Annotated in this window: 20 protein-coding genes; 9 read left to right on the plus strand and 11 right to left on the minus strand. The window is 64.4% G+C overall.

The window, feature by feature from the left end; genetic code table 11:
• Positions 1-526 precede the first annotated feature (526 nt).
• Complete coding sequence (locus CH290_RS15800) at positions 527-1684, plus strand: alkaline phosphatase family protein (RefSeq protein WP_230620819.1); 1158 nt, start codon at positions 527-529, stop codon at positions 1682-1684.
• Positions 1685-1757: 73 nt separating this feature from the next.
• Positions 1758-2882, plus strand: coding sequence for a T3SS (YopN, CesT) and YbjN peptide-binding chaperone 1 (locus CH290_RS15805; RefSeq protein WP_033187804.1), 1125 nt, complete (start codon positions 1758-1760; stop codon positions 2880-2882).
• A 96-nt stretch (positions 2883-2978) separates the two neighbouring features.
• Here CH290_RS15805 and CH290_RS15810 read toward each other — a convergent pair whose 3' ends face one another.
• From CH290_RS15810 to CH290_RS15820, 3 genes are read right to left on the minus strand one after another with little or no spacing between them, the layout of a single operon-like run.
• Complete coding sequence (locus CH290_RS15810; protein WP_019666658.1) at positions 2979-3380, minus strand: RidA family protein; 402 nt, start codon at positions 3378-3380, stop codon at positions 2979-2981.
• 12 nt (positions 3381-3392) lie between these two features.
• On the minus strand, positions 3393-4151 hold the full coding sequence (locus CH290_RS15815; RefSeq protein WP_019666659.1) for an IclR family transcriptional regulator: 759 nt from the start codon (positions 4149-4151) through the stop codon (positions 3393-3395).
• Positions 4148-5146 carry a sugar kinase gene (locus tag CH290_RS15820; protein ID WP_080748559.1) on the minus strand — a complete coding sequence of 333 codons (999 nt, stop codon included), beginning with the start codon at positions 5144-5146 and terminating at the stop codon, positions 4148-4150. Before CH290_RS15820 ends, CH290_RS15815 begins: the two co-directional genes overlap by 4 nt.
• A gap of 103 nt (positions 5147-5249) precedes the next feature.
• Here CH290_RS15820 and CH290_RS15825 point away from each other — a divergent pair, with 103 nt between their 5' ends.
• From CH290_RS15825 to CH290_RS15840, 4 genes are read left to right on the plus strand one after another with little or no spacing between them, the layout of a single operon-like run.
• Entirely contained in the window at positions 5250-6533 is a 1284-nt protein-coding gene (locus CH290_RS15825) for an alanine racemase (RefSeq protein WP_020113051.1), read from the plus strand.
• A gap of 9 nt (positions 6534-6542) precedes the next feature.
• The gene (locus CH290_RS15830) at positions 6543-8135 is read left to right on the plus strand and encodes an N-acyl-D-amino-acid deacylase family protein (RefSeq protein WP_020113050.1); all 1593 of its coding nucleotides are present in this window, start codon (positions 6543-6545) and stop codon (positions 8133-8135) included.
• Complete coding sequence (locus tag CH290_RS15835) at positions 8132-8761, plus strand: bifunctional 4-hydroxy-2-oxoglutarate aldolase/2-dehydro-3-deoxy-phosphogluconate aldolase (RefSeq protein WP_019666663.1); 630 nt, start codon at positions 8132-8134, stop codon at positions 8759-8761. Before CH290_RS15830 ends, CH290_RS15835 begins: the two co-directional genes overlap by 4 nt.
• The gene (locus CH290_RS15840) at positions 8758-10191 is read left to right on the plus strand and encodes a GntP family permease (protein ID WP_019666664.1); all 1434 of its coding nucleotides are present in this window, start codon (positions 8758-8760) and stop codon (positions 10189-10191) included. The genes CH290_RS15835 and CH290_RS15840 overlap by 4 nt, the downstream gene beginning before the upstream one ends.
• 12 nt (positions 10192-10203) lie before the next feature.
• On the opposite strand, the gene CH290_RS15845 is transcribed toward CH290_RS15840, so the two are convergent.
• The gene (locus tag CH290_RS15845) at positions 10204-11295 is read right to left on the minus strand and encodes a hypothetical protein (RefSeq protein WP_020113049.1); all 1092 of its coding nucleotides are present in this window, start codon (positions 11293-11295) and stop codon (positions 10204-10206) included.
• A 170-nt stretch (positions 11296-11465) separates the two neighbouring features.
• Here CH290_RS15845 and CH290_RS15850 point away from each other — a divergent pair, with 170 nt between their 5' ends.
• Positions 11466-13133, plus strand: coding sequence for an alpha-keto acid decarboxylase family protein (locus CH290_RS15850; protein WP_033187805.1), 1668 nt, complete (start codon positions 11466-11468; stop codon positions 13131-13133).
• 1 nt (position 13134) lies between these two features.
• On the opposite strand, the gene CH290_RS15855 is transcribed toward CH290_RS15850, so the two are convergent.
• From CH290_RS15855 to CH290_RS15885, 7 genes are all read right to left on the minus strand, one after another.
• Complete coding sequence (locus CH290_RS15855) at positions 13135-14295, minus strand: NAD(P)/FAD-dependent oxidoreductase (RefSeq protein ID WP_020113046.1); 1161 nt, start codon at positions 14293-14295, stop codon at positions 13135-13137.
• 51 nt (positions 14296-14346) lie between these two features.
• A complete protein-coding gene (locus tag CH290_RS15860; RefSeq protein ID WP_033187806.1) occupies positions 14347-15108 on the minus strand; it encodes a DeoR/GlpR family DNA-binding transcription regulator in 762 nt (253 codons plus the stop codon).
• A gap of 16 nt (positions 15109-15124) precedes the next feature.
• Positions 15125-16138 (minus strand): 4-hydroxythreonine-4-phosphate dehydrogenase PdxA, encoded by a 1014-nt coding sequence (gene pdxA / locus CH290_RS30730; RefSeq protein ID WP_033187807.1) that lies wholly within the window; start codon positions 16136-16138, stop codon positions 15125-15127.
• Positions 16135-17328: a four-carbon acid sugar kinase family protein gene (locus CH290_RS30735; RefSeq protein WP_170947457.1), complete on the minus strand. Its 1194-nt coding sequence runs from the start codon at positions 17326-17328 to the stop codon at positions 16135-16137. Before CH290_RS30735 ends, pdxA begins: the two co-directional genes overlap by 4 nt.
• Before the next feature lie 91 nt (positions 17329-17419).
• Positions 17420-18094: an SDR family NAD(P)-dependent oxidoreductase gene (locus tag CH290_RS15875; protein ID WP_033187808.1), complete on the minus strand. Its 675-nt coding sequence runs from the start codon at positions 18092-18094 to the stop codon at positions 17420-17422.
• A complete protein-coding gene (locus tag CH290_RS15880) occupies positions 18091-19308 on the minus strand; it encodes a sialidase family protein (protein WP_033187987.1) in 1218 nt (405 codons plus the stop codon). Before CH290_RS15880 ends, CH290_RS15875 begins: the two co-directional genes overlap by 4 nt.
• Before the next feature lie 21 nt (positions 19309-19329).
• On the minus strand, positions 19330-20904 hold the full coding sequence (locus CH290_RS15885; RefSeq protein WP_020113042.1) for an ABC transporter substrate-binding protein: 1575 nt from the start codon (positions 20902-20904) through the stop codon (positions 19330-19332).
• Positions 20905-21188: 284 nt separating this feature from the next.
• Here CH290_RS15885 and CH290_RS15890 point away from each other — a divergent pair, with 284 nt between their 5' ends.
• Complete coding sequence (locus CH290_RS15890; RefSeq protein WP_020113041.1) at positions 21189-22208, plus strand: ABC transporter permease; 1020 nt, start codon at positions 21189-21191, stop codon at positions 22206-22208.
• Positions 22208-23140 (plus strand): ABC transporter permease, encoded by a 933-nt coding sequence (locus CH290_RS15895; protein ID WP_052060042.1) that lies wholly within the window; start codon positions 22208-22210, stop codon positions 23138-23140. Before CH290_RS15890 ends, CH290_RS15895 begins: the two co-directional genes overlap by 1 nt.
• Position 23141: the final 1 nt, after the last annotated feature.

Raw genomic sequence — 23141 nt, forward strand, 5'->3', positions numbered from 1 at the left:
CGTTCGTCCTGAGCCAGGATCAAACTCTCCGTAAAAGACTTGCAATCCCACCATCCCCCAAAAGAAGACAGTGCAATCAGTCAAATGACATCAAGTCCACATCACTAGCAAAAAACTCAACTAGCACTAAATTTTCGTCAACCACAATCCGACGGGAAGAAGGACCGCGGCCGACACACTCACACCAAAAAGCATGAGCGTCTAAAACATTCGGCACTGACATTCATCGACACACTGTTGAGTTCTCAAAGAACACGCACACACCGTTGCGTCAGCTTTCGCTTCGACTTCGGGGCTTACACGCTCATGTCCCTCACGATGTAAACTCTTACCTCGTAAGGGGCTGCCAGTTCGATCTGCGTCCAACCTCGTGTCCCGCACCTTTCGGTCCGGGTCGGTGTCCGTGTCGCTCTGACTGGACAAAAGTTACGCCAAGAAGAACTCCTTCGCAAATCGCCTGGTCAGGCGCTTGTACGAGTTAACAACAGAGGCTGCGCGGTGCCGGCGCGGCGCATACGGTTGCGTCATGCTGCTTTCACCGCGCTATGGAACGGGGTCCCTGTCCGATGTAGTGCCGTCCGTGGTCGCGCATCTGACGGGCAGTTCGTCTGCCGACAGACTCGGTCTCGATCTCCACGGTGTCCGACGAGCGTGTGTCCTGATGGTCGATGGACTCGGCAGCGAACAACTTGCCGATCATTCGGACGACGCGCCCTTCCTCACTGCACACACCACCCGATCGATCACCGCAGGATTTCCGAGCACGACGGCGACGAGCCTCAGCTCACTTGGCACGGGGCTCACTCCCGGAGAGCACGGTGTCGTCGGATATCTCGTCGCGCTTCCGGGCCACAAACGCCTCATGAACAGTCTTCAGTGGAAACTCCACGGGACGTCCGCGTCCGAGGGGCTACCGGCCGATGTGGTTCCGGAGCACTTCCAACCGCTACCGACCGCGTTCGAACGTGCGCGTGACGACGGTGTCCGCGTCGTTCACGTCGGTCCGTCGATGCAGGCGAGCTCAGGACTGACTCGTGCTTCTCTTCGCGGCGCGCAGTTCCGCAACTCGGTTTCCCTTGCCGATCTCGCGGCCGGAACACTCGACGCACTCGATGCTCCCGGCCCGACGCTGGTCTACGCCTATCACGGTGACCTCGACCTGGTGGGCCACGTCCGAGGACCGAAGTCGCACGCATGGCGCCTGCATCTTCGCCATGTCGACCTACTCGCCGAGTCGATCGCCGACGGTCTTCCACCCGACGGCGCGCTGATCGTCGTCGCCGACCACGGAATGGTTGGCATCGACCGGAGGTTCGACTACGACTCGACCCCGGAGCTGAGGGACGGCGTCAGGCTCCTGGGCGGAGAACCCCGGATGCGCTACCTCTACACACGGACCGGAAGTAGTAGTGACGTGCAGGTGACCTGGCAGGAGTCACTCGGGGAGCACTTCCTCGTCGTCACCCGCGAGGACGCACTGTCGCGAGGGTGGTTCGGCCCGGCGGTGTCCACTGCGTCCGCCGAACGAATCGGAGACCTGCTGGCCCTCGCGCAGGACGAATCGGCCGTGGTGAGAACGCAGGCGGAAGCGAACGCGTCGGCACTCGAGGGGCACCACGGGTCGCTGACGCCTGCCGAGCTACTCGTTCTAGCGACGGTCGTCCGAGCGGACAGCCGCCGCTGACCGGTTCTTGTCGGTACCCCGCGATAGCTCCTGTTCGATCGAATGTTCGAAGTTTGGTGGAACGGGGAGAAACATGCCGAAGCACAACTGTCCAGACCTTGACGCTGCAACGCAGTCCGACTGGACGAGGTTCACGACCGAACTGGCTGATCATCTGGCGTCGCTGGAACCAGGTGCGGAGCTGTCGATATCTCCCGACTTCGAGCCCGAGGGCTCACCGCGGCGAGCAATGCTTCTTCGCCTGACAGCGGAGGGGACGCTCGTGTGTGCATCGTCGGGGCTCGGTTCTCCCCCGCCTCCCTGGCAACCGGCCGAGGCCGACGGAATTTTCGTCGTCGAGGACGGCGCCGCGTGGGTCGACCGGTTGTGTTCGACGGTCGTCGAGCAGATCCGATGCGCGTGGAACATCCCGCATCCCTCGTTCCTCTTCCGGCCTGGGGCGAAGGCACCGACCGCACCGACACCCGACGAGTCGGCTTGTCCCCCGGATGTGGCGGGTCCGTTGCTGGAGACCTTCGGGGATCGGGTGTCGGTCACGCCCGACGGAGTCGTCAGCATCGCCATCGGGCCGGTCATCGCATACGTCACTGCTGCGGGCGTAGACGAGATCCGCATTCATGCGCTCGTCGTCGAGCGTATTGCCGGGCGAACACGGGCTGCGGAGGTCGTCGCGGATCTCAATCGCCGGCATCCGCGGCTGAAGTTCTTGTTGGTCGAGGACCGTGTCCATGTCGCGTGCACGATCGACGCCGATCCGTTCGTCCCACAGCACGTGGTGAATGCCGCAGGCCGCCTGGCGAAGTTCGCGGCGACGGTCGACGAGGAGTTCGCCGATCACGTCGGGGGTGTTGTTCCCACCCACGACGCGACCGAACAGGTCGACGGGTCCGCGGACCCCAGCGACGAGGAGCTTCCGCCGCAACTGATGACGTTGCTGGAGATGGATGCGGAGTCCGGTGGGAAGGTCGACGCCGACGACATCGTGTCGGTCTGCGGACCTGACCGCGCGAAGATCGGACGTTTCGAGGCGTTCTGCACCGAACAGGCAGAGTCTTGGCGCGAGTACGCGCAGGAAGCCATGCTCCGTGGAGAATCCGCGGCGGCCGAGGAGTGTGCGCTGGAGGCGGTTCCGTGGGACCGAGTTGTCCGAGCACTGCGCAGCGCGCTGGTGGCGATCAAGAATCTCGACAACGTCTGAGCTCGCCGGTTGGCGTGCATCCGTCGCCCGGCCGTGCTCCCCACGGCGAATGCCGCCATGACACGAGAGGAGCCCGGCCGGTTGTCGGACCCGGCGTCAGACGATCGCGACGGCGTCGATCTCGACGAGCATCTCTTCGCGAGGTAAACCGGTGAATACCGTTGTCCGACTGGGCAGGACATCTCCGGTGGTGTACTTCTGGACGAACTCGCCGTATGCGTCGTTCATGATGGCGAAGTCCTCGCGCTTGGTGAGGTAGACGCGAAGCATGACGACGTCGTCGAACGTTGCGCCGCTCGCTTCGACGATCGCGCGCACGTTCTCGAGCGTTCTCGTGGTCTGGGCGGCGACGTCGCCCGGGTACAGGTACTCGCTGGTCTTCGGATCGACCGGTCCCTGCCCGGAGACCTGCACGAACGGGCCCTTGCGCACCCCTTGGGAGAACGTGTGTGCGGGTGCCGGTGCCCCATCGGTTCGAACTGCGATCTTCTCGCTCATTACTTTCCTTTCTTACGAGGTCTTCTCGGTCGGCTTCCAGCCGAGATCGGCCGAAATGGCTTCGGCGACAGCCAGAATTTCGGGTAGTTTCCCGAGGACTTGTCCGTGGTCGAGGAGCATGTCCGGTACCGACATCGACACTGCCGCAACGGTTCGTCCGGTGCCGTCGAGGATCGGTACACCCACGCAGTTGACGAACGTCTCGTGTTCCTCGTGGTCCTCGGCGTAGCCCTGCTCGGCTACGAGGTCCAGTTCAGCGAGGTACCGCTCGGCGGAATCTATGGTCCGGTCGGTGAACCGCGCGTATTCGATGCGTTGCGCGATCTGCCGCTGCTCGGCACGTGGGAGTGCGGAGACCAGCACCTTTCCCACGGCCGTGCAGTGCAACGGGGCGGGTCTTCCGATACGCGAGTACATCCGGACGCTCTGCGTCGCATCGAATTTGTCGATGTACACCGCCTCGCCACCCTCGAGGGTTGCCAGGTGGATCGTCTGTCCGGTTGCGGCGTTGAGCGCAGCGAGGTGCGGCCTCGCTACCGTGCGCACATCCCTCTGTTCGAGTGCGCGGTTGGCGAGTTCGAAGAATCGTGACCCGAGCACGTATCGGTGGTCGGCGTCGTGCTGGACGAAGCGGTCCGACTCCATCGTGCGCAGCAGTCGCAGCACGGTTGTCTTGTGCACGTCCAGTTCTCGGGCTAGTTGGTCGAGCGACCTCGTCTCCTCCCCCAGGAGGCCGAGGATGGTCAATGCTCGGGACAGGCTTTGGCTCATTGCGCCACCAGATCAGCGAATCGTGCCGAGTTCCACTCCGCGTCGGGGAGGGCCAGCGCCGCGGCGAGCCGAGAGGGATCAGCGACTTCGGCCGCGTCACCGTGTGCGGTCAAGGCTCCTGCCGCGCAGAGGTGGCCGAGCCGGACCCTGTCCACAGCCGAGCGCCCGGTCAGCAAACCGGCAAGAAATCCGCCTGCGAACGCGTCGCCCGCGCCGATTTTTTCCACGACGTCGAGTGTGAGGGCAGGAACGTCGACGCGCGACGATCCGTCGAACGCGGTCACGACGTGCGCGTCGTTCTTGACCACCAGGTGACGCGGTTCCGGGAACTCCGCGCGCAACGCTGCGGGATCGTCGATCCCGAAGACCTCGTGCGCCTCGTCGGCACCCATCAGCACCACGTCGCTGCCGCGGACATGGTCAGCCAGCACGGAGGATGCGTCGGAGATTCTCGAGCCCCACAGCGCGGGCCGAAAGTTCAGGTCGAAGCTGACGGTCGCCGCGGACGCCAGCAGTGCCCTCGACATCGACTCGGCCGAGGCCGACAACGCGACGGTGATTCCGGAGAGGTGGACGATGGCGGCCCCCTCGATCACGGTGGGAACCAGGTCTTCGGCAGACAGAGCGCTGGCAGCCGATCCTGTCCGGAAGTACGTCATGCGACTCTCGCCGCGCGGCAGATCGTGTCCGACGCCGGTGCCGGCTCCGCGTTCCTTGACGTAGATCCCCGTCGGACGTGCAGGGTCGACCGACACGGCAGATACGTCGACACCTGATTCGCTGAGTTGGCGTAGCAGGTATCGGCCGAATCCATCGTCTCCGACCCGTGACAACCAGGACGTGGACACACCCAGCTGGACGAGGACGCGTGCCACGTTGGCTTCGGCCCCACCTGCCGAACGTCGAAACGAATCCGAGTCTTCGAGGGCACCGGGCTCGGCAACGAGAACCACGAGTCCTTCTCCGACGCATACCGCGCGAGGCGATGAAAGCAAGAGATCTCCTTCGAATGCTTGCGGGCCGGCCCCTGTTGGATGCACACTACTAATCACAAACATTTTGCGCAACAGTCGTTGCAAATTACGCAACGGCACCGGCTTGGAGGTCTCCACCTTGATCGACACGCACGCCGTCAACGCCCTACGAGCGCGAAAGATCGGACCCGAACACAAATCGGTTCCACCCCACGCCTGGGGACGTTCGATCGAGGAGTTCGTCCGGGAAGGACCATCGGCGACGTCCTTCCAGACGCCGCTGTTGACGCTCGACGACAAACGAATCACTCACAACATCGAGGTCATGGCCGCCTGGGCTGCCGAGGCGGGTGTGAAACTCGCGCCGCACGGCAAGACGACGATGGCTCCGGCTCTCTGGAAACGCCAGCTCGATTCCGGTTCGTGGGCAATCACATTGGCGACCATCTGGCAGGTGCAGTTGGCGAGGACGTTCGGCGTCCAACGCATCATGCTGGCCAACGCCCTCGTCGACCCCGTCGGTCTCGCCTGGCTGGCACGGGAACTCGTCGAACATCCCGAGTTCGAATTCTACTGCTGGGCAGACGGACTCGGCACCGTCGAGGCAATGAACGCAGCCCTGTCCGACGCAGGCGCAACCAGGCCGGTGCACGTCGTCGTCGAGCTGGGCGGCGAGCACGGCAGAACCGGTGCGCGCACGATCGACGAAGCTCGTGCGGTCGCCGACGCCGTCGCCGCGTCGCCTCGTCTGGCACTCGCGGGTGTCGGAGGATACGAGGGCGCACTCAGCCACGATCGGTCCGAGGCCGGCCTGAAGGCCGTCGCCGACTACCTCGATGCCGTCGCAACTCTCCATCGAGAACTCGACGCAGCAGGTCTCTACGCCGAGCACGCCGTGGTCACCGCGGGCGGAAGCGCGTATCAGGACATCGTGGCCGCGCACCTGGCGCCACTGGCCGACGAGGACGGCGCACGCGGCGTCGCGACCACGGTGGTGCTCCGGTCGGGGGCATACATCATCCACGACGACGGGTTCTACTCACAGATCTCACCGATGATCCCGAGCCGTTCGGACCATCCACTCGAAGCTGCGATGCACGGCTGGGCGCGCGTCGTGTCGCGCCCGGAGCCGGGCCTCGCGCTGCTCGATGCCGGCAAGCGGGACCTCCCCTACGACGAGGGTTTGCCCACTCCGCAGTCGGTCGACGGCGAGATCACCGCCCTCAACGATCAGCACGCCTTCCTTCGGTTCGCCCCGGACGCCAGCGCGGCTCCGATCGGAAGCGTTGTTCGCCTGGGTCTTTCGCATCCGTGCACAGCCTTCGACAAATGGCGGCTGATCCCTCTCGTCGACGATGCAGGCAGCGACGATCCGCGCGTCGTCGACCTAGTCCACACCTTCTTCTAGGAGCCACGAATGACATTGCTGATTCGCGGAGCCGACGTCGTCGACGGAACCGGATCACCGCGCGTGCGTCGTGACGTCCTCGTCGACGGGGGCATCATCGCGGCCATCACCGAACCCGGCGTCACGACCGGCGCGGACAGGGTCATCGAGGCCGAAGCAGGGCATGTGCTCGCCCCCGGCTTCATCGACATGCACGCACATTCCGATCTTCGGTTGCTGACCGATCCAGGGCATTTCCCGAAAATCAGTCAGGGCGTGACCACCGAGGTCATCGGCCAGGACGGTATCGCCTACGCCCCGATCGACGACGCCACCCTCGACGTCGTACGTCGTCAGATCGCCGGCTGGAACGGCAACCCGTCGGACCTCGATTTTTCCTGGCGGTCGGTGGCCGAGTACCTGACGCGGCTCGATCAGGGCATCACACCGAACGCGGCGTACCTCGTACCTCAGGGCACGCTCCGGTATCTGGCCGTCGGCGGCGATCAGCGTCCGGCGACGCCTCGCGAGATCTCCCACATGCAGGAACTGCTTGCCCAGGGCCTGAGCGAGGGTGCCGTCGGGATGTCGAGCGGGTTGACGTACACACCCGGGATGTACGCCGATACAAGCGAACTCCGCGCATTGTGCGAGGTCGTCGCCGATTTCGGAGGCTTCTACGCTCCGCACACGCGATCGTACGGCGCAGGTGCGCTGGAGGCGTATCAGGAGATGCTGGATCTTGCGCGGGCGACCGGATGCGCGCTGCACCTCACCCACGCGACCATGAACTTCGGCGTGAACCGCGGCCGGGCGGGCGAATTCCTCGACAAGGTGGATTCTGCCATCGCCGACGGCTGCGACGTCACGCTGGACACCTACCCGTACCTGCCCGGAGCCACGACGCTGTCCGCATTGCTTCCGAGCTGGGCCATGTCCGGTGGGCCGGATCAGGCGCTTGCCCGTTTCGGCGACCCGGAGATGCGCGCTCGCATCACCGAGGACGTGAACGTGAACGGATCCGACGGCTGCCACGGTGTGACGGTCGAGTGGGAGACCATTCAGATCAGTGGTGTCGCGAATTCGGAACTGGACTCGCTGGTGGGCAAGACGATGGTGGACATCGCCGCCGAACGGGGCGAATCGCCGGTGGACTCGTTCTTCGACATCCTTGTACGCGACCAACTGGCGACGACGATTCTGCAGCATGTCGGGCACGAGGAGAACGTGCGCGCGATCATGGCGCATCCTCGGCACATGGGCGGAAGCGACGCCATTCTCGTCGGCGAACGCCCGCATCCACGGGCGTGGGGAACATTTCCGCGCTACCTGGGCCACTACGTGCGCGAGGAGAAGCTCCTCGACCTGGAGGACTGCGTCAACCACTTGACCGGACGACCGGCGGAGCGGCTCGGACTCACCGACCGAGGAACCATCGCAGTCGGCAACGCTGCGGACCTGGTCCTCTTCGATCCCGATACAGTCCGCGACACTGCGACTTTCGAGCAACCGAAGCAACAAGCCGTCGGTATCGGCCATGTGATCGTGAACGGCCGCCTCGCCATCGACGACGGACAACCCACTGGCATTCTTGCCGGACATTCTCTGAGAGCGGAACGATGAACGCACTGCAGACCATTCTCGACGACCGTGCCCTCGCCGTGGTGCGAGCACCCTCGATCTCCGATCCGCAGGCACTCGCCGAGGCATTGGCCAGGGGCGGTATCCGCGCCGTCGAGCTGACGTTCACGACGCCTGGCGTGCTCGACCTGCTGCGTGTGGCCGCCGACGCGGGTGCGGTGATCGGGGCCGGCACGGTTCTGACGTCCGAACAGACCCGGGCAGCGATCGACTCCGGCGCGCAATTCCTCGTCACCCCCGGGCTCCGACCGGCCGTCGCCGAAGTCGCCTCGGCACGCGGTGTTCCGCTGATGATGGGTGCTCTGACTCCCAGCGAGGTGATGGACGCGATCGACATGGGTGCTGCGGCCGTGAAGATCTTCCCGGCACGAGCCCTCGGTCCCGCGCACTTCAAAGACCTGCTCGGGCCGTTGCCGGACGCCAAGCTCGTCCCGTCCGGCGGCGTCAACGCCTCCAATGCCGCGGACTTCCTCGCCGTCGGCGCAGTCGCCGTCACCGCGGGAACCGACGTCGTCTCGCCCGCCGCCGTCGCATCCGACGACTGGGACGGTATCGCCGAACGCGCACAACGTTTCGTCACTTCTCTTTCACCGAAAGGCACTTCATGAGTACCGCCGTCGACTGGCTCAGGACATCCACCCCTGGCCTTCTCGTACTGTGTGGCCTGGCCATCGCCGTACTTCTCTTCGTCATCATCAGGGTCAAGCTCGAACCGTTCGTTGCCCTGCTGATCGTCGGACTCGGTCTCGCGCTGGCCGCAGGCCTGCCGGTGTCGGAGATCGTGGGTACAGCGATCAAGAGCAACGAGTCACTGCTGGAAACCGGGTTCGGTGGCATTCTCGGGCACATCGCGGTCATCATCGGACTCGGCACCGTACTGGGCGCCATCCTCGAACGATCCGGTGGAGCACAGGCTTTGACCTCCAAGCTCCTCGGGGTGTTCGGGGACCGCGGTGCGCCGATCGCGATGGGCCTACTGGGTCTCATCTTCGGCATCCCGGTGTTCTTCGACATCGGCATCTTCGTTCTCGCGCCGTTGGTCTACGTGGCAGCTCGCCAGGGCGGTAAATCGTTGGTGCTGTATGCACTTCCGATGCTCGCTGGCCTCTCGATGACCCACGCATTCCTACCGCCTCACCCCGGACCGGTCGCTCTCGGCGGACTGCTCGAGGTCAACCTCGGCTGGCTCATCCTCATGGGATTCGTCTGCGGTATACCGGGATTCATCGCTGCAGGCCTCGTCTGGGGCAACTGGATCGGCAAACGCGTCATCGTCGATGTGCCCGAGGACTTCGTGAACGAAGGCGACGACGCCGAGCCGACGGGCGGCATCGGCGTCGCGACCAAGCGTCCCGTCGTCACCACTCCCCCGTCGGTCGGACTCATCGGTGCGATCATCGCGGTCCCGCTCGTCCTCATCCTCGGCGCCACGTTCGGCAGCATCCTCCTCGACCCGGGCAATCTGCTCGAGGTGCTGACTTTCCTCGGCACACCGGCCGTCGCACTGCTCATCGCCGTGTTGATCGCGTTCTACGTTCTGGGGATCCGACGCGGTTCGACGGTTCAGGAACTGAGCACGTTGACCGGAGAATCCCTGCGTCCGGTCGGCATGTTGCTTCTGGTGGTCGGTGCAGGCGCCTTCTTCGGAAAGGTCATCTCGGCCACGGGAATCGGCACCGCCCTCGCCGACGCCATGGCCGCCGCCGGGTTGCCGATCATCGTCCTCGCGTACGTCATCAGCTGCGCGCTGCGTATCGCTCAGGGCTCGGCCACCGTCGCGATCGTGACGACCGGCGGAATCGTCGGACCTCTCGTTGCGGCGCAGGACTACTCACCGATGGCCACCGCGCTCGTCGCGATGTCGATCGCAGCGGGCTCCATCATTCTCAGTCACGTCAACGACGGTGGCTTCTGGATCATCGCGAAGTTCTTCAACATGACGGTCAAGCAGACACTGCAGACATGGACAGTGTTGGAAACGATTCTGTCGGTGGTCAGTTTCGCGGTGGCGGCAGTGCTCTTCGCCATCATCGCCTGACCCGTCGCGGCGCTAGAACTGGTCGCCGACGAAGTGAGTGTTGTCGGCGGACAGTTCGCGCTGGCCCGCGCGAGCCACGAGTGCATCGATTCTGCTGTCGAGGCTCTGCGCTTTCTGCATCACGTCCATGGTCCGCAGGTTGCCCTCCGCGTGGGTCACGAGATCCGCGACGCGCACCAGCGCTGCGACACGGTCGATGAGCTGAGACCACACGGTGCCGAGGGCAGTACGCCTGGTCGACACTTGGGCGCGGGTGGCGTCGTCGAACATCATCGCGGCGATGCCGTCGAGTTCGTCACCGATCCCCCGCAACGAATGCACGTCGACGGAAATCTGGGTCAGCTCGTCGATCAGGTCGAGTTGCGTGCGCTGGACGAGAAAATGATCGGACCGCCACGCCGGTGAGGTGTGGATTCGGTCCACCGAGTGACCGGCGAGGAACAACAGGGCTTCGAATTTGTCCAGGAACGCGTCGTCCCGTCGGTCCGCGTAGTCGACGACCACGCTCGCTGCCTTGTCCCCGAGCTCAGCGAACCGCGTGTTCCTGGCCGCCTCGGACATTCGTTCCGCCGCGGTCTCGAGCAAAGCCAACCCGGTGCGTTCCAGCGTCGTTCCCTGTTCGCGTCGAGGAACAGGGGTGTGCATCGTCGCGTCGAACAGCAGGTCACGCTGGTCGAGATCGAGGTGCAGACCGTCACGTCGATCCCGACGGACCGCCCGCACGCCGTGCGCGTAGTGCGTGCTGGAGAGCGTGAACTCCGCCCGCAGGTGGTCCAGTCGTTTCGCCAGTTCTGCGGCGCGCAGGCGGTACACCATCGCCGACCCAGGCTTGTTCTTCGTGTCCTTCGACAACCAGCGATCACGCTCGTCCGCCAGCACACGCACCGCACCGAACCCGCCGACGCTCGGCATCGACCTACCTGCTCGACGCCTGGCCGACAGCACCTCGCGCGTCGCCTCGTCGAGCCTTCCGGACGCTATCGCCAGGGCGGAGGCGTCGGACAACAACGGACGGCGGCCCTCGAGCCGTGCGTTCTCGCACCAGCGCCGCACTCGTTCCTCGACGCGTTCGCGCTCGGTTCCGATCTCCGGGTGTGCGGGCATTCTGGACTCCTCTGCCGTGTGTCGATATCCACTGTTCCAGAATTCTTCGATCGATGCGGCGGGAGCCCCGTCACACCGAGGCCGTCGGTACAGTTTCTCGGCGAGGGCCTTACCAGGCGTTCTCGATGACCTAGGTGCCCACAAGGCACGGACAAGGACGTGAAAATTCCATGAGCGAGACCTATACCGTCGGCGACTATCTACTGGATCGACTGGCCGAGCTGGGCGTCACCGAAGTGTTCGGTGTACCGGGCGACTTCAACCTCGAATTTCTCGACCACGTCGAGTCTCACGAGACCCTGAGATGGGTGGGCAACGCCAACGAGTTGAACGCAGGTTATGCGGCGGACGGGTACGGACGACTCCGCGGAATGTCCGCGCTGGTCACCACTTTCGGTGTCGGTGAGCTCTCCGCTCTGAACGCAGTGGCCGGCAGCTATGCCGAGCATGTTCCCGTCGTCCACATCGTCGGTGCGCCGTCCAAGGACGCTCAGGCTGCACGACGCCTGGTTCACCATTCGCTCGGCGACGGAGATTTCGAGCACTTTCTGCGCATGAGCCGCGAAATCACGTGTGCACAAGCGAATCTGACTCCGGCGACAGCCACACTGGAAATCGACCGTGTGCTGATGGAGGTTCGTCAGCAACGGCGGCCCGGCTACATCCTGCTCTCGACCGACGTCGCGCGCGTGCCCACTTTCCCGCCGTCGGCGCCGCTGCGCTCCTACGACGACGCGACCAGTCCTGCCGCGCTCGAGGCGTTCACCGCCGCCGCCGCAGCAGTGATCGACGACCGGCAGGTGACGGTCCTGGCCGACTTGCAGGTCCATCGGCTCGGAGCGGTACCCCAGCTCGACGCGCTGCTCGCGGCCGACGACATCCCCTACGCGACGCTGATGTGGGGCAAGAGCCTCGTCGACGAGAGCTCGTCCAACTTCCTCGGCATCTATGCCGGTGCGGCCAGCGATGAATCCGTTCGCGCAGGGGTCGAGGATGCCGACGTGCTGGTCACGGCGGGCGTCCAGTTCACCGACATGGTGAGCGGATTCTTCAGTCAGCAGATCGACCCGAAACGCAACATCGATGTGGCGGTTCATCAGTCCTCGGTCGGCGGGCAGGTGTATGCACCGATGGAACTGCACGCGGCGCTCGGAGCCCTGACCGACATCCTTCGGTCTCGCGCGCACTCGGCACCGACGAAGGCACGGACACAGCACAACTCGGCACCCGAAGTGCACGATACCTCGACGGCGCTGACTCAGCACACATTGTGGAACACGGTCTCCGGCGCGCTCGAGGACGGAAACATCGTTCTCGCCGACCAGGGGACGTCGTTCTACGGCATGGCGTCGCACCGACTGCCGGCTGGAGTGACGTTCATCGGACAGCCGCTGTGGGCATCGATCGGATACACGCTCCCGGCTACGCTCGGCGCCGCTCTGGCAGAACCGAACCGCCGCACGGTTCTGTTGATCGGCGACGGCGCCGCGCAGCTGACGGTCCAGGAAATCGGCACACTCGCACGCGAGAAGCTCGCCCCCGTCATCATCGTGGTCAACAACGACGGCTACACCGTCGAGCGCGCCATTCACGGTGAGACGGCCGAGTACAACGACATCGTGTCCTGGGATTGGACAGCGATCCCCGCCGCGCTCGGCGTCGGTACCGAGCCCATCGTTCGGCGGGTCACGACAGTCGGCGAACTCCGCGATGCACTGAACGACGCAGCGGCACAACGAGACCGGATGGTCGTGATCGAGGCCGTCGTACCGCGGATGGACGTGCCTCCACTGTTGACTCAGCTGGCGACGGCAGCGAGCGCGGCGAACAAGTCCTGATTCACACGGGCGGGGCCGACGCGTCGGCGATGAGCTGTTTCCCGTCGTCCAGGCCTTCCCAGACGTTCCAGAACAGCACACCTTTCACTGCATCGGACTCGTCGACGTAGTAGACGATGCCCTCGCTGGGCTTCGTCTTCCAGTCCTCCACCGTCTTCAACGACGTCGACACCGTGCCGACGGCCTGATATCCGTCGTCGAACACGTCGGAGTAGAAGTACGGGGTGTAGGTGTACGGGTCGGTGCCGCCCGCCATGATTCGACCGACCGCCTTACCCATCTCGTTGGCGTTGTCGACGTGCTCGATGCGTCTACGACCCAGGATCGCGTCGGGGTAGTTCGCAACGTCTCCCGCCGCGTGGATGTGCTCGTCGTCGGTCCGCAAGAACTCGTCGACGACGATGCCGTTGTCGGTTTTGAGCCCCGCTGCCTCGGCGAGGTCGGAGTTCGGGGTGACACCGAGCCCGAACACCACTGCATCGGCTTCGAGAGCGGACCCGTCGTCGAGTTGTAGCTGAACCCGCGCCGACGCCTCGGCGCCCGACGTCACCTTCACTCCTCGGCGCACCGTCACACCGTGGTCGACGAAGCCCTGATCGAACGCCGTCGCCAGGGCGTCCGGGAACATGTGCGCACCGACCTTGGCGTCGGACGTCACCAACGTGACCTCGACGCCGTTCTGAACCAGGGCCGACGCGATCTCGGCGCCGATGTACCCACCGCCGACCACGGCGATGTGTGTCGCCGTCTGCAACTGCTCACGGAGCGCCCGGTAATCGGCGAACGTCCGGAAGTAGATCACCCGAGGACTCGGCGCGAGGTCGATCTGTCGGGGCGAGCCACCCGTAGCCAGCAGCAGTTCGCCGTACTCGAATTCGTCACCCGAATCGGTGGCGACGGTCCGCTTCGCGCGGTCGACGGACACCACCCGAGTGGTGGTGTGTATCTCCGCGCCGGTCTCCGACGCCGTGTTCAGCGGGACCTGGTCACGGCCGAAATCCTTGTCGGTCCACAGTTTCTTCGACAGCGCGGGCCTGGTGTAGGGCTCGTCGCTGTCGGCGCCCAGAATTCCGATGGAACCTGTCTTGTCCAGCTCTCGAATTCCACGTGCAGCGTTGTCGGCGACCATTCCGCCGCCGACGATCAGATAGTCGTAGCGCACAATGCACTCCTTGCAGTAGACAACTGTCGGGTCGTCTACCCCGGATGCTCGTCAGACAATCACGACGTCGATCGACGCTCTCTCGAACGGCTCGATCTGCTCCCGAGTCGCGGACGAATCCGTGACGAGCGTCGTACCGGGAGGAATGGGCGCCCAGGCGTGGAACGGCTTCTGCCCCAGCTTGGCCGAGTGCGCAAGTACATACGTACGTCCGGCGCGCTCCATCATCAGTTCCTTCAGCCGTGTCTGCTCGTACCCGGCTTCGCAGATACCGAATTCCGCTGTGACCGCGTCCGCCCCGAGAAACGCTCGGTCGAACGAGACACGCTGTAGCGACGCCTCGGCCAACGGACCCACGAAACCCTGGCTGAGGTGACGCAGCGTCCCGCCGATGCACTCGACGTGGACCGAGTCTGCGTCGGCCAACGACTCCAGCGCAGTCAGACCGGCTGCGATCACCGTCAAGTCCGTCGCCGATCGAAGAAATTCACCCATCGCGCCGACGGTCGTTCCTGCGTCGAGAAGGATGGTCTCCCCCGGCTCGACTTGCTCGGCCGCCCACGCCGAGATCTCGCGCTTGGCGTCGTACCCCTCGAGCGAGCGCTGTTTGATCGACGGTTCGCGGTGGCCGCTCAGCGCAATGGCTCCGCCGTACGTCCGTGCGAGCAGTCCGCGTTCGGTCAGATGGTTCAGGTCACGACGAATTGTCGACGCAGTCACCTCGAACAGCGAGGACAACTCGTCGACGCTCGTGAGTGCGCCCGATTTTGCCAGCCGAACGATTTCGCTACGCCGGATCTCCGATTCGCGCAATGACCCGCCCCCTTTTTCAGCTCAGTAGTGCTGGGCTGGTTGCCAATTCGGCCGCCTGCCGTAACGCCTCGACCATGCTACCGGCCTCGGCGATTCCTTTACCTGCGATATCGAATGCGGTTCCATGATCCACGGACGTCCGGATGACCGGAAGCCCCACGGTGATGTTGACGCCGGCCTCGATGCCGAGAACCTTCACCGGTCCGTGTCCCTGATCGTGGTACATCGCAACGATCAGGTCGTAGTCACCGCGACCTGCAAGAAAGAATGCGGTGTCCGCGGGCAGGGGGCCGACCGCATCGATCCCTTCGGATTTCAGCTTCTCGACAGCCGGGACGATCTTCAGGTCTTCTTCGCCGTATCCGAAGAGGCCGTTCTCCCCAGCGTGCGGGTTGATGCCGCAGACCCCGATCTTCGGGTTGTGATTGCCGGAACGTACCAGCGCCTCGTGTCCCCGCTTGATCGTGCGTTCGACCAGTCCAGGTTCAATCTTGGCGACAGCGTCGAGCAGACCGATGTGCGTTGTCACGTGAATGACCTTGAGTTTCGGTGTCGACAACATCATCGACACCTCATCGGTGCCGGTCAGGTGCGCGAGCAGTTCTGTGTGGCCCGGAAAGATGTGCCCCGCAGCGTGCAGCGCTTCCTTGTTGAGCGGAGCTGTACAGATCGACTGCACTTCGCCCCGAACCGCGAGTTCGCTTGCCACTCGGATGTATTGGTAGGCGGCGTCACCGGCGACCGCGGAAAGTTGCCCCCACGGCAGATCTTCGGGGAGCAGGTTCAGGTCGATCACGTTGATGCGCGCCGGTGTGAACTCGGCATCGGTGACTGCGTCGACCACGACGATGTCGACCTCGATGCCGAGAACGTCCGCGGCGAGCGCCAGTCTCTTGGCGTCGCCGACGACGACCGGTCGGCACCGCTCGAGCGTCGACGGATCGATCATGGCGGGAACGATGACCTCCGGGCCGATGCCGGCGCCGTCGCCCATGGTCACCGCGATGTAGGGAGGGAGTGCTGAAGTCATGCCGATGCCTCACTGTGAGAGAGAAAATGGGAAGTGTCGTCGATGCCGCGCAGGTAGTTGCTCATCGAGATCAAGCTGTCGTGACCACCGAAGCTTCCGGGTCTGGTGGCGATCCACGACCCGTCCTCGGTGCGGGAGACCACCGCCCCGTCGTGCACTTCGGTGATCGGTACGAGTGTGGTGATCCCGAGAGCGTCGACTACGCGTCGGGCGGTCTCACCTCCGGTGAGAACGAGGCCGATCGCTCGGCCGCGCACCACCGATGCGACCAACTCCCCCAGAGCGTGCGACACCGAGCCCGCCAGTCTCGGATCGACGGGCCCGGCGACCGTGAGAACGGCGACGCCGCCGGCCAGCGCGGATCGGACGGTGTCAGGGTTCGCACGCCCGTTCACCAAGTCGTCGACATCGATCTGTACCGGGCGCGCACCGGCGGCCACGGCATGTCGAACCTGTTCGGCAGCAACGGTTTCTGCGGTGCCCACCACTATCAGAGCAGGTACCGGCTCGAGATTGCCGCTGTCGACCCGAGCCGCGGGAAGTGTGCGCGCCACGGCTGCTGCGAGCGCCGACGTACCCACGAGACGAACACCCGGAATCGCTGCTGCCGCGGCCACCACTGCATCGAGGTCCGCGTCGGTCGCGGCATCGCAGACGGCGATCCCAGCGTCGAGCGCGGTAATCAGGTCGGAACTGTCGACGCCTGCGCCCACGAGAACGTGCGGGGCAGCACCGAGCATGGCGCCGATCGATGCAGGGGGCACAGCGTCTTCCATGTTCCATCGGCCGCTGAGGTGCAACGGAACTCCGTCGATGTGCAGAACACCGTTCACGGTGATCCGGTCGAGTGCAGGGAGAGCTGCGGCGATCACGACAGGGCCGGTTGCGGCGAGTACTCCCATCTCGGCTGCGATGTTGCCGCGAAGCATGGAGTCGATCTTCTTGATCACCTGGACGCTGGACGGGAGCTCCGAGACCGCGGCGTTCAGCTTCGCTGCTGCGTCTGCGGAAGACATCACCCTCGTACCGAGATCGACGACACGAACCTCGGCCGTCGACGGGACCACGCCAGTGGTGGCACCGGCGACGTCGATGGCGATGGCGACATCGCGTCCCAGGAACGCCGCCGCGCTTTCAGCGGCACCGGACAGATCGTCGGCAAGCACGAGAAGGTCTGGTCGAGCGTTCATCGATCGAACCTCCCAGTCCATATTGCGCTTTTCGCGCATCTCAACGTAACACTTCCGCGCGTTTCGCGCAGTAATTTCGCATGAGACGTTTTCACAACGAAGTCCCGGCGCATTGCACGATCGTCTGACCCGTGATGCTTCGACCGCTCGGCGACAACAGAAACGCAACGAGTTCGGCAATCTCCGCGGGATCGATCAGATGACCGAGAGGGGGTGTGATCGGCGGAGTACTACTGCGGCCGGGGTCGTTGAGCATCGGGGTGTCGGTCGGGCCCGGCGCAACGACATTCACCGTGATTCCCCGCTCCACCAACTCCATCGCCCAGGACCGTGCCATCCCCACCAGAGCCGACTTGGTCGCGACGTACTGACTCTTGCCCGCTACACCGGTCATGGTGCGGCTTCCGATCAGCACGACTCGCCCGCCTGTCGCTATCCGGGCCGACAGCCCGTCGACGAGTACCTCGGCTGCCGCGACATGCACGCGCCACATCTGCTCGCTGTGCGCAGGATCGAGAGCTCCCAGGCGGCCCGAATGCTGGACCCCGGCCGCATGGACCACTGCCGTCGGATCATCCAGAGTCCCGACGACCTCGGACACCGCCGCCGTGTCGGCCAGGTCGATACCGACCCACTCTCCGCCGAACTTCCCACGCGGCCGTGAGCGACTGAGACCGGTCACGCGCCACCCTCGATCGAGGAGCGTCCCGGCAACGGACGCGCCGATGCCACTGCTCACTCCTGTGACGATGGCGTGCGGAGTCACTGCGACTCACCGATCCACGCTCGCTCGAGCCGAACGTACTTGATCGCCTGACGAAAATAGGTGTAGACGACATGGATCCGCCCGTCTGCCGTCTCTGCGATCGACGGATACGAGAATTCACGATTGGACCCGTCACGCGAATTGTTGGTCAGGCAGTAGCCGTCGCCCTCGTCGAGGTTGCGTCGAATCGGCCACGTGAGACCGCCGTCGCGCGAGACAGCGAGAGTCATCGGCGCCCGCGGCGCACCCCAGAACGCGGAGCGTGCGTCGCCGTCGTCGACAGGTGCCTCGACCGTGACATCGGAACCGTCGGCCAACCCGTCGTCGTCGATCTCGTCGTACAACGAGGTGCGCCGCGAAGTCGCGTCCAACGCCGACGAGTGGTTGTAGACAAGGGCCACCCCTCCGTCCGCGAGACCGACCGCTTGGACCGAAGAGTTGTTGTTGGGAAGTTCGGTGGGTACCGGCGCAGTCCACGTCTCGCCGTCGTCGGTAGAGATGCTGCGATACACGAAATCGGCCCAGCGGCTGCGATACAGCGCGACCAACGACGCGTCGGGTCTCACCACCACGTCCATGTGCACACACCCGACACTCTCCGGAACGACGGCCTCGCGCCACGTGGCGCCGTCGTCGTCCGAGATCATGACACCGCTGTAGTCACGGTCGCCGACCCACTTCCGTCCCTCGATCTTCACGCAGTGGAACACCGGAAGCAGCAATCGTCCCGACGCCGTCTCGACGACCGGCTGACGAACGAACACCCCGCCCGCATCGGATTCGGGAATCAGGACATGCGCGTCGCCCCAGGTGACCCCGCCGTCGTTCGAGATGCGCCTCAGCACTCGTGCGGTGTCCTGGTTACCGGCATGCTGTGATGTCCACAGCAACCAGATCACACCCGAATCGCGAACGAAGAGAACCGGATTCTGCTCGGATCTGGTCGGATCGTCGGAAAGCTGCACCGGGGTGGTCCACATCTGCGAACCCACCTCGAGTCGGGAAAACCACACGCTGATATCCGGTACACCCTCCTGGGTTCCAGCGAACCACACGCAGCCGAGCGCTCCGTCCGGCAGCACCGCCAGATTGGCGGCGTGGTTTTGCACCTGGGGTGCGGGCAGGAACGCGTCGGCGCGTCCGGCGGCGTCCGTGGAACGAACCACACCGTCGGCGAGAAGATCGCCCGGGGTGAGGAAACTTGTGTTGCTCATGTTGTCCTTTTCTCTTCCCACTCAGGATCGGAGGGTGACCGCGGCCATGTCGTACGAGTTGGTCGGCCTCAGACCGATGCCGTCGATTCGGTTGCGCCGCGCGATGACCGTCTTCGGCACGAAGGACCACAGACATGGCCAGGTGTCCCAGATGCGGCGCTGCGCGTCGGCGAGCGTTTCTTTCCGGCTCACCGGATCCGTATCCTCGGATGCCTTCGCGATCAGGCCGGCGATTTCGGGAAAGATGTAGCCATGGTATGTATCTCGGGTTTCTTCCTTCGCCGCGGTACCTGCGTACATACCTTGCATGATCGTGACGGCCAATCCCGTGGGGCTGGGATAACCGTTGCCGAGGATGTCCCAGTCACCGGCTTTGCCCTGTCGCCAAGTCGAGATGTCGCCGCCGGGCTCGAACTGCTGAAGTGTCGCACGCACTCCCACTGCCGACAGCATCTGCAACACCGATTCCATGATGTCGGTGTCCGCGGCGAATTCTCCCGTTTCCCATATGATCTTGAGCTCCAGATCCGACACGCCCAGCGCGTCGAGTTCGGCGCGCGCGCGGGCAGGATCGTATTCGTATTCTCCCGTTTCGATCGCACCGTCGAGAATTCCTGGAACGACACCACGCGACGGTGTCGCCGCACCCTGCATGACCTGGTCGATGAGCGCATTTCCGTTGATCGCGTAGCTGAGCGCACGTCGCACCCGAGGGTCCGCGAGCGGATGCCCAGCAGGCTTGCGGAAGTTGTAGAACAGCTGATTGAGCCGCACTCCGTCGACCCGCTCGACGGTGACGCCCGCCAATCCGGCGAGCTGATCGGCAGCATCCGGCGTGATCGCATCGATGACGTCCACCTCGCCACTGCGCAACGACACGACGCGATTCGACTCGTCGGGAACAAAACGAATGTTCACCGATTCGACCGACGGCGCGGCTCCCCAGTAGGTCGGATTCCGCGCCAGCGAATAGTTTCCCGTCCCGCGATCGGACTCCGTCACGACATAGGGCCCCGTTCCGACTCCGCCCTGCAAGTCTTCGGGCACATTCTGCGCCGCGGGCGTGATGAGGATGTTGGACATCAGATAGTCGAGCACCGGCACCGGGCGTTCGGTGTCGAGGGTGAACGTCGACTCGTCGATCTTGCCGACGGTCGGCCATTCCGGAAAGAATCCGCCGACGAACGAACCGCTGACCTGGGGGTACATACGCAGGGCGGTATCGACGTCCTCGACTCTGACCGGACTGCCGTCGGAGTAGGTGACACCGGGACGCAGGTGAACGAGCCAGCGCGTCGGGGCCACCAGTTCGAAGCTGTCGGCCAGAACCAACTGCACCTTCAGGTTCGTATCGATGGTCGTCAGCGCCTCGCGGACGGCACGTTGGACGGTCAGGGCGGCGTCGAACTGCAGGAGCTTGTTGTCGAGGCTGACCATCGATCGGTTCATCGCCAGGCTGACCGTGTCCGGTCCGGGCTTACCGGTCGGGGTAGCGCATGCTGTCACTCCGCCCAGGGACAGTCCTGCGCCGAGGATCAAGCCGCCACGGAACAGGTTTCGGCGTGAGAACGGCTGGCTGACAAAGCTTTCGGTCATCGTTGACCCCTCGTTACTGTCACATCGATATGCGTGTGCCGAGTCAGGGCCGGGGCGCCGCACTCGACAGAAGTGATCGTGAACACACTCGGGACTGTACACGGAGTTGCTCGAAATACGCAGGAATAATTTTCTGCTTGCGCAATTCGCGCAGTAGTGCCATTGTGAGCTGAGTAACAACGGGCCGTTGCCGGACGTGTGTGCAACCGGGCCCGCATCGAACGCAGCAGTGTTATCGAAAGGTCGACGATGACCCAGGCAACTCGAGGAACGGGGGTGGGGAGATGACGCAGCTGACCGCCGCTCCCCCGAGCGTTCCTGCGGCCAAGTCCCGCAAGGACTCTCCGCTTCCGGCGTTCCTCACCGCGCCGACCACCAGGTACGTGGTTCGCCGGCTCGGACAGAGCCTCCTCACCATCTTCTTGACTCTCACCACCGTTTTCGTACTGATACGCATGGCACCGGGTGACCCCGCGTACTCGATGGCGGGCCCCTTGGCCTCCACGGAGGATCTCGCGCAGATTCGCGTGAATCTCGGCCTGGATCAGTCAGTCGTCACCCAGTACCTGCTGTATTTGAAGGGACTGTTCACTCTCGATCTGGGCACGTCCTACTCCTTCCAAGCCCCCGCGCTCGAAGTTGTGCTGCAGCGCATTCCGTACACGGTCACGCTGGCTCTCGCAGCGATCTTGTTGACGACCCTTGTCTCGATCCCACTCGGTATCTGGATGGCGAAGCGCGCCGACACCCGGCGCGAGCTCGGCGCCAACGTCGTCACGATCGCGGGACAGTCGATGCCGGACTTCTGGACCGGGTTGATGCTGCTCACTTTCTTCGCTGTGCTGGTCCCGGTGCTCCCCGCCGCCGGCTTCACGACGTGGTCGAGTCTGCTGCTCCCCGCACTGACCGTCGCCGTCCTGCAGATCGCATTGATCTCACGCATGGTTCGACGAGAGATGGTCAACGCCTACTCGTCTCCCTATGTCACAGTCGCTCGATCTCGCGGAGTGTCCGAACGGGAGATCACGTGGCGATACGCGCTCCGCAACTCGTCGATTCCTGTCGTGACCGCACTGGGCACCCGCTTCGCGTCGATGCTCAACGGTGTCGTCGTCGTCGAGGTCGTGTTCGCCTGGCCCGGTGTCGGTTCGCTGGTCGTGCGAGCACTCGAAACCCGCGACTACCCGCTGATCCAAGCAACAGTTCTCGTGACCGCAGTTCTCGCGGTGCTCGTGCAACTCGCCGTCGACCTCTGCTATCCGCTCCTCGACCCCCGTGTCCGTCTCGGGAAGGCAGCCCACTGATGACCGTCGTCGCCCCATCCGACAAGCCAACGCGTCCCAGCGCCGTCACCGCCAAGGATTTCGCCGCCGCGGGCGCAACCCGACGCGCACGCGACAGCCGTGTGAAGATCTGGATCGGCACAGTCTGCGCCCTGACCGTCATCCTTCCGGTCGCCCTGGCACGAGTACTGCCACTGGCGTCGCCCGACGCCACCGACCTCGCCCAACGCAGGTTGCCGCCGCTGACCGACGGACATCTGTTCGGCACGGACCAACTCGGCCGCGATCTTCTCTCCCGCGTGCTCTACGGCGGACAGGTATCCCTGACCGTCGGAATTCTCGCAGTCGTGGTCTCCGGCATCATCGGTCTCGTTCTCGGATCGCTCGCCGGTTTCCTCGGCGGCTGGGTCGACACCGTGGTCTCCCGCTTGCTCGAGGCACAGTTGTCCCTGCCGCTGCTGATGATGCTGCTCCTCGTCGTAGCACTGTTCGGCCCTTCCATCCCGGTCATCACGTTCGTCATCGCCATCGCGCAATGGCCGGAAATCGCACGTCTGACAAGATCCCTGGTGCTGGTCGAACGCGAGAAGCCCTACGTCGCCGCTGCTCGGGTGCTCGGACTCGGCCGGATCGCGATTCTCCTCCGACACGTCGTGCCGAACATCTTCAAGCAGGCCTCGCTCGTCGTACTCCTGCTTCTGGCACAGGCCGTCCTGCTGGAAAGTGCGTTGAGCTACCTCGGTGCAGGTCCGCAGCGACCGTTCGCGACGTGGGGCCGGATCATCTCCGACGGTCAGGACTACATCACCACATCGTGGTGGCTCGTCACCCTGCCCGGCCTCGTCATCGTGCTCCTGGTGGTCGGAGTCAACCTCCTCGGCGACGGTCTCCGTGATCGACCGGCCGGCTTCGGCCGCTTCGGTCTCTTCCCCCGATTCGGAAAGGGTGCGTAAG

This window comes from Rhodococcus sp. 06-156-4 (assembly GCF_002259345.1).
Classification (GTDB): domain Bacteria; phylum Actinomycetota; class Actinomycetes; order Mycobacteriales; family Mycobacteriaceae; genus Rhodococcoides; species Rhodococcoides fascians_E.

What these genes read in the sequence shown, in the direction of transcription:
- CH290_RS15800 (WP_230620819.1), top strand. Translation starts at nt 527, where the DNA reads ATGCTGCTTTCACCGCGCTATGGAACGGGGTCCCTGTCCGATGTAGTG.
- CH290_RS15805 (WP_033187804.1), top strand. Translation starts at nt 1,758, where the DNA reads ATGCCGAAGCACAACTGTCCAGACCTTGACGCTGCAACGCAGTCCGAC.
- CH290_RS15810 (WP_019666658.1), bottom strand. Translation starts at nt 3,380, where the DNA reads ATGAGCGAGAAGATCGCAGTTCGAACCGATGGGGCACCGGCACCCGCA.
- CH290_RS15815 (WP_019666659.1), bottom strand. Translation starts at nt 4,151, where the DNA reads ATGAGCCAAAGCCTGTCCCGAGCATTGACCATCCTCGGCCTCCTGGGG.
- CH290_RS15830 (WP_020113050.1), top strand. Translation starts at nt 6,543, where the DNA reads ATGACATTGCTGATTCGCGGAGCCGACGTCGTCGACGGAACCGGATCA.
- CH290_RS15835 (WP_019666663.1), top strand. Translation starts at nt 8,132, where the DNA reads ATGAACGCACTGCAGACCATTCTCGACGACCGTGCCCTCGCCGTGGTG.
- CH290_RS15840 (WP_019666664.1), top strand. Translation starts at nt 8,758, where the DNA reads ATGAGTACCGCCGTCGACTGGCTCAGGACATCCACCCCTGGCCTTCTC.
- CH290_RS15845 (WP_020113049.1), bottom strand. Translation starts at nt 11,295, where the DNA reads ATGCCCGCACACCCGGAGATCGGAACCGAGCGCGAACGCGTCGAGGAA.
- CH290_RS15850 (WP_033187805.1), top strand. Translation starts at nt 11,466, where the DNA reads ATGAGCGAGACCTATACCGTCGGCGACTATCTACTGGATCGACTGGCC.
- pdxA (WP_033187807.1), bottom strand. Translation starts at nt 16,138, where the DNA reads ATGACTTCAGCACTCCCTCCCTACATCGCGGTGACCATGGGCGACGGC.
- CH290_RS30735 (WP_170947457.1), bottom strand. Translation starts at nt 17,328, where the DNA reads ATGAACGCTCGACCAGACCTTCTCGTGCTTGCCGACGATCTGTCCGGT.
- CH290_RS15880 (WP_033187987.1), bottom strand. Translation starts at nt 19,308, where the DNA reads ATGAGCAACACAAGTTTCCTCACCCCGGGCGATCTTCTCGCCGACGGT.
- CH290_RS15885 (WP_020113042.1), bottom strand. Translation starts at nt 20,904, where the DNA reads ATGACCGAAAGCTTTGTCAGCCAGCCGTTCTCACGCCGAAACCTGTTC.
- CH290_RS15890 (WP_020113041.1), top strand. Translation starts at nt 21,189, where the DNA reads ATGACGCAGCTGACCGCCGCTCCCCCGAGCGTTCCTGCGGCCAAGTCC.
- CH290_RS15895 (WP_052060042.1), top strand. Translation starts at nt 22,208, where the DNA reads ATGACCGTCGTCGCCCCATCCGACAAGCCAACGCGTCCCAGCGCCGTC.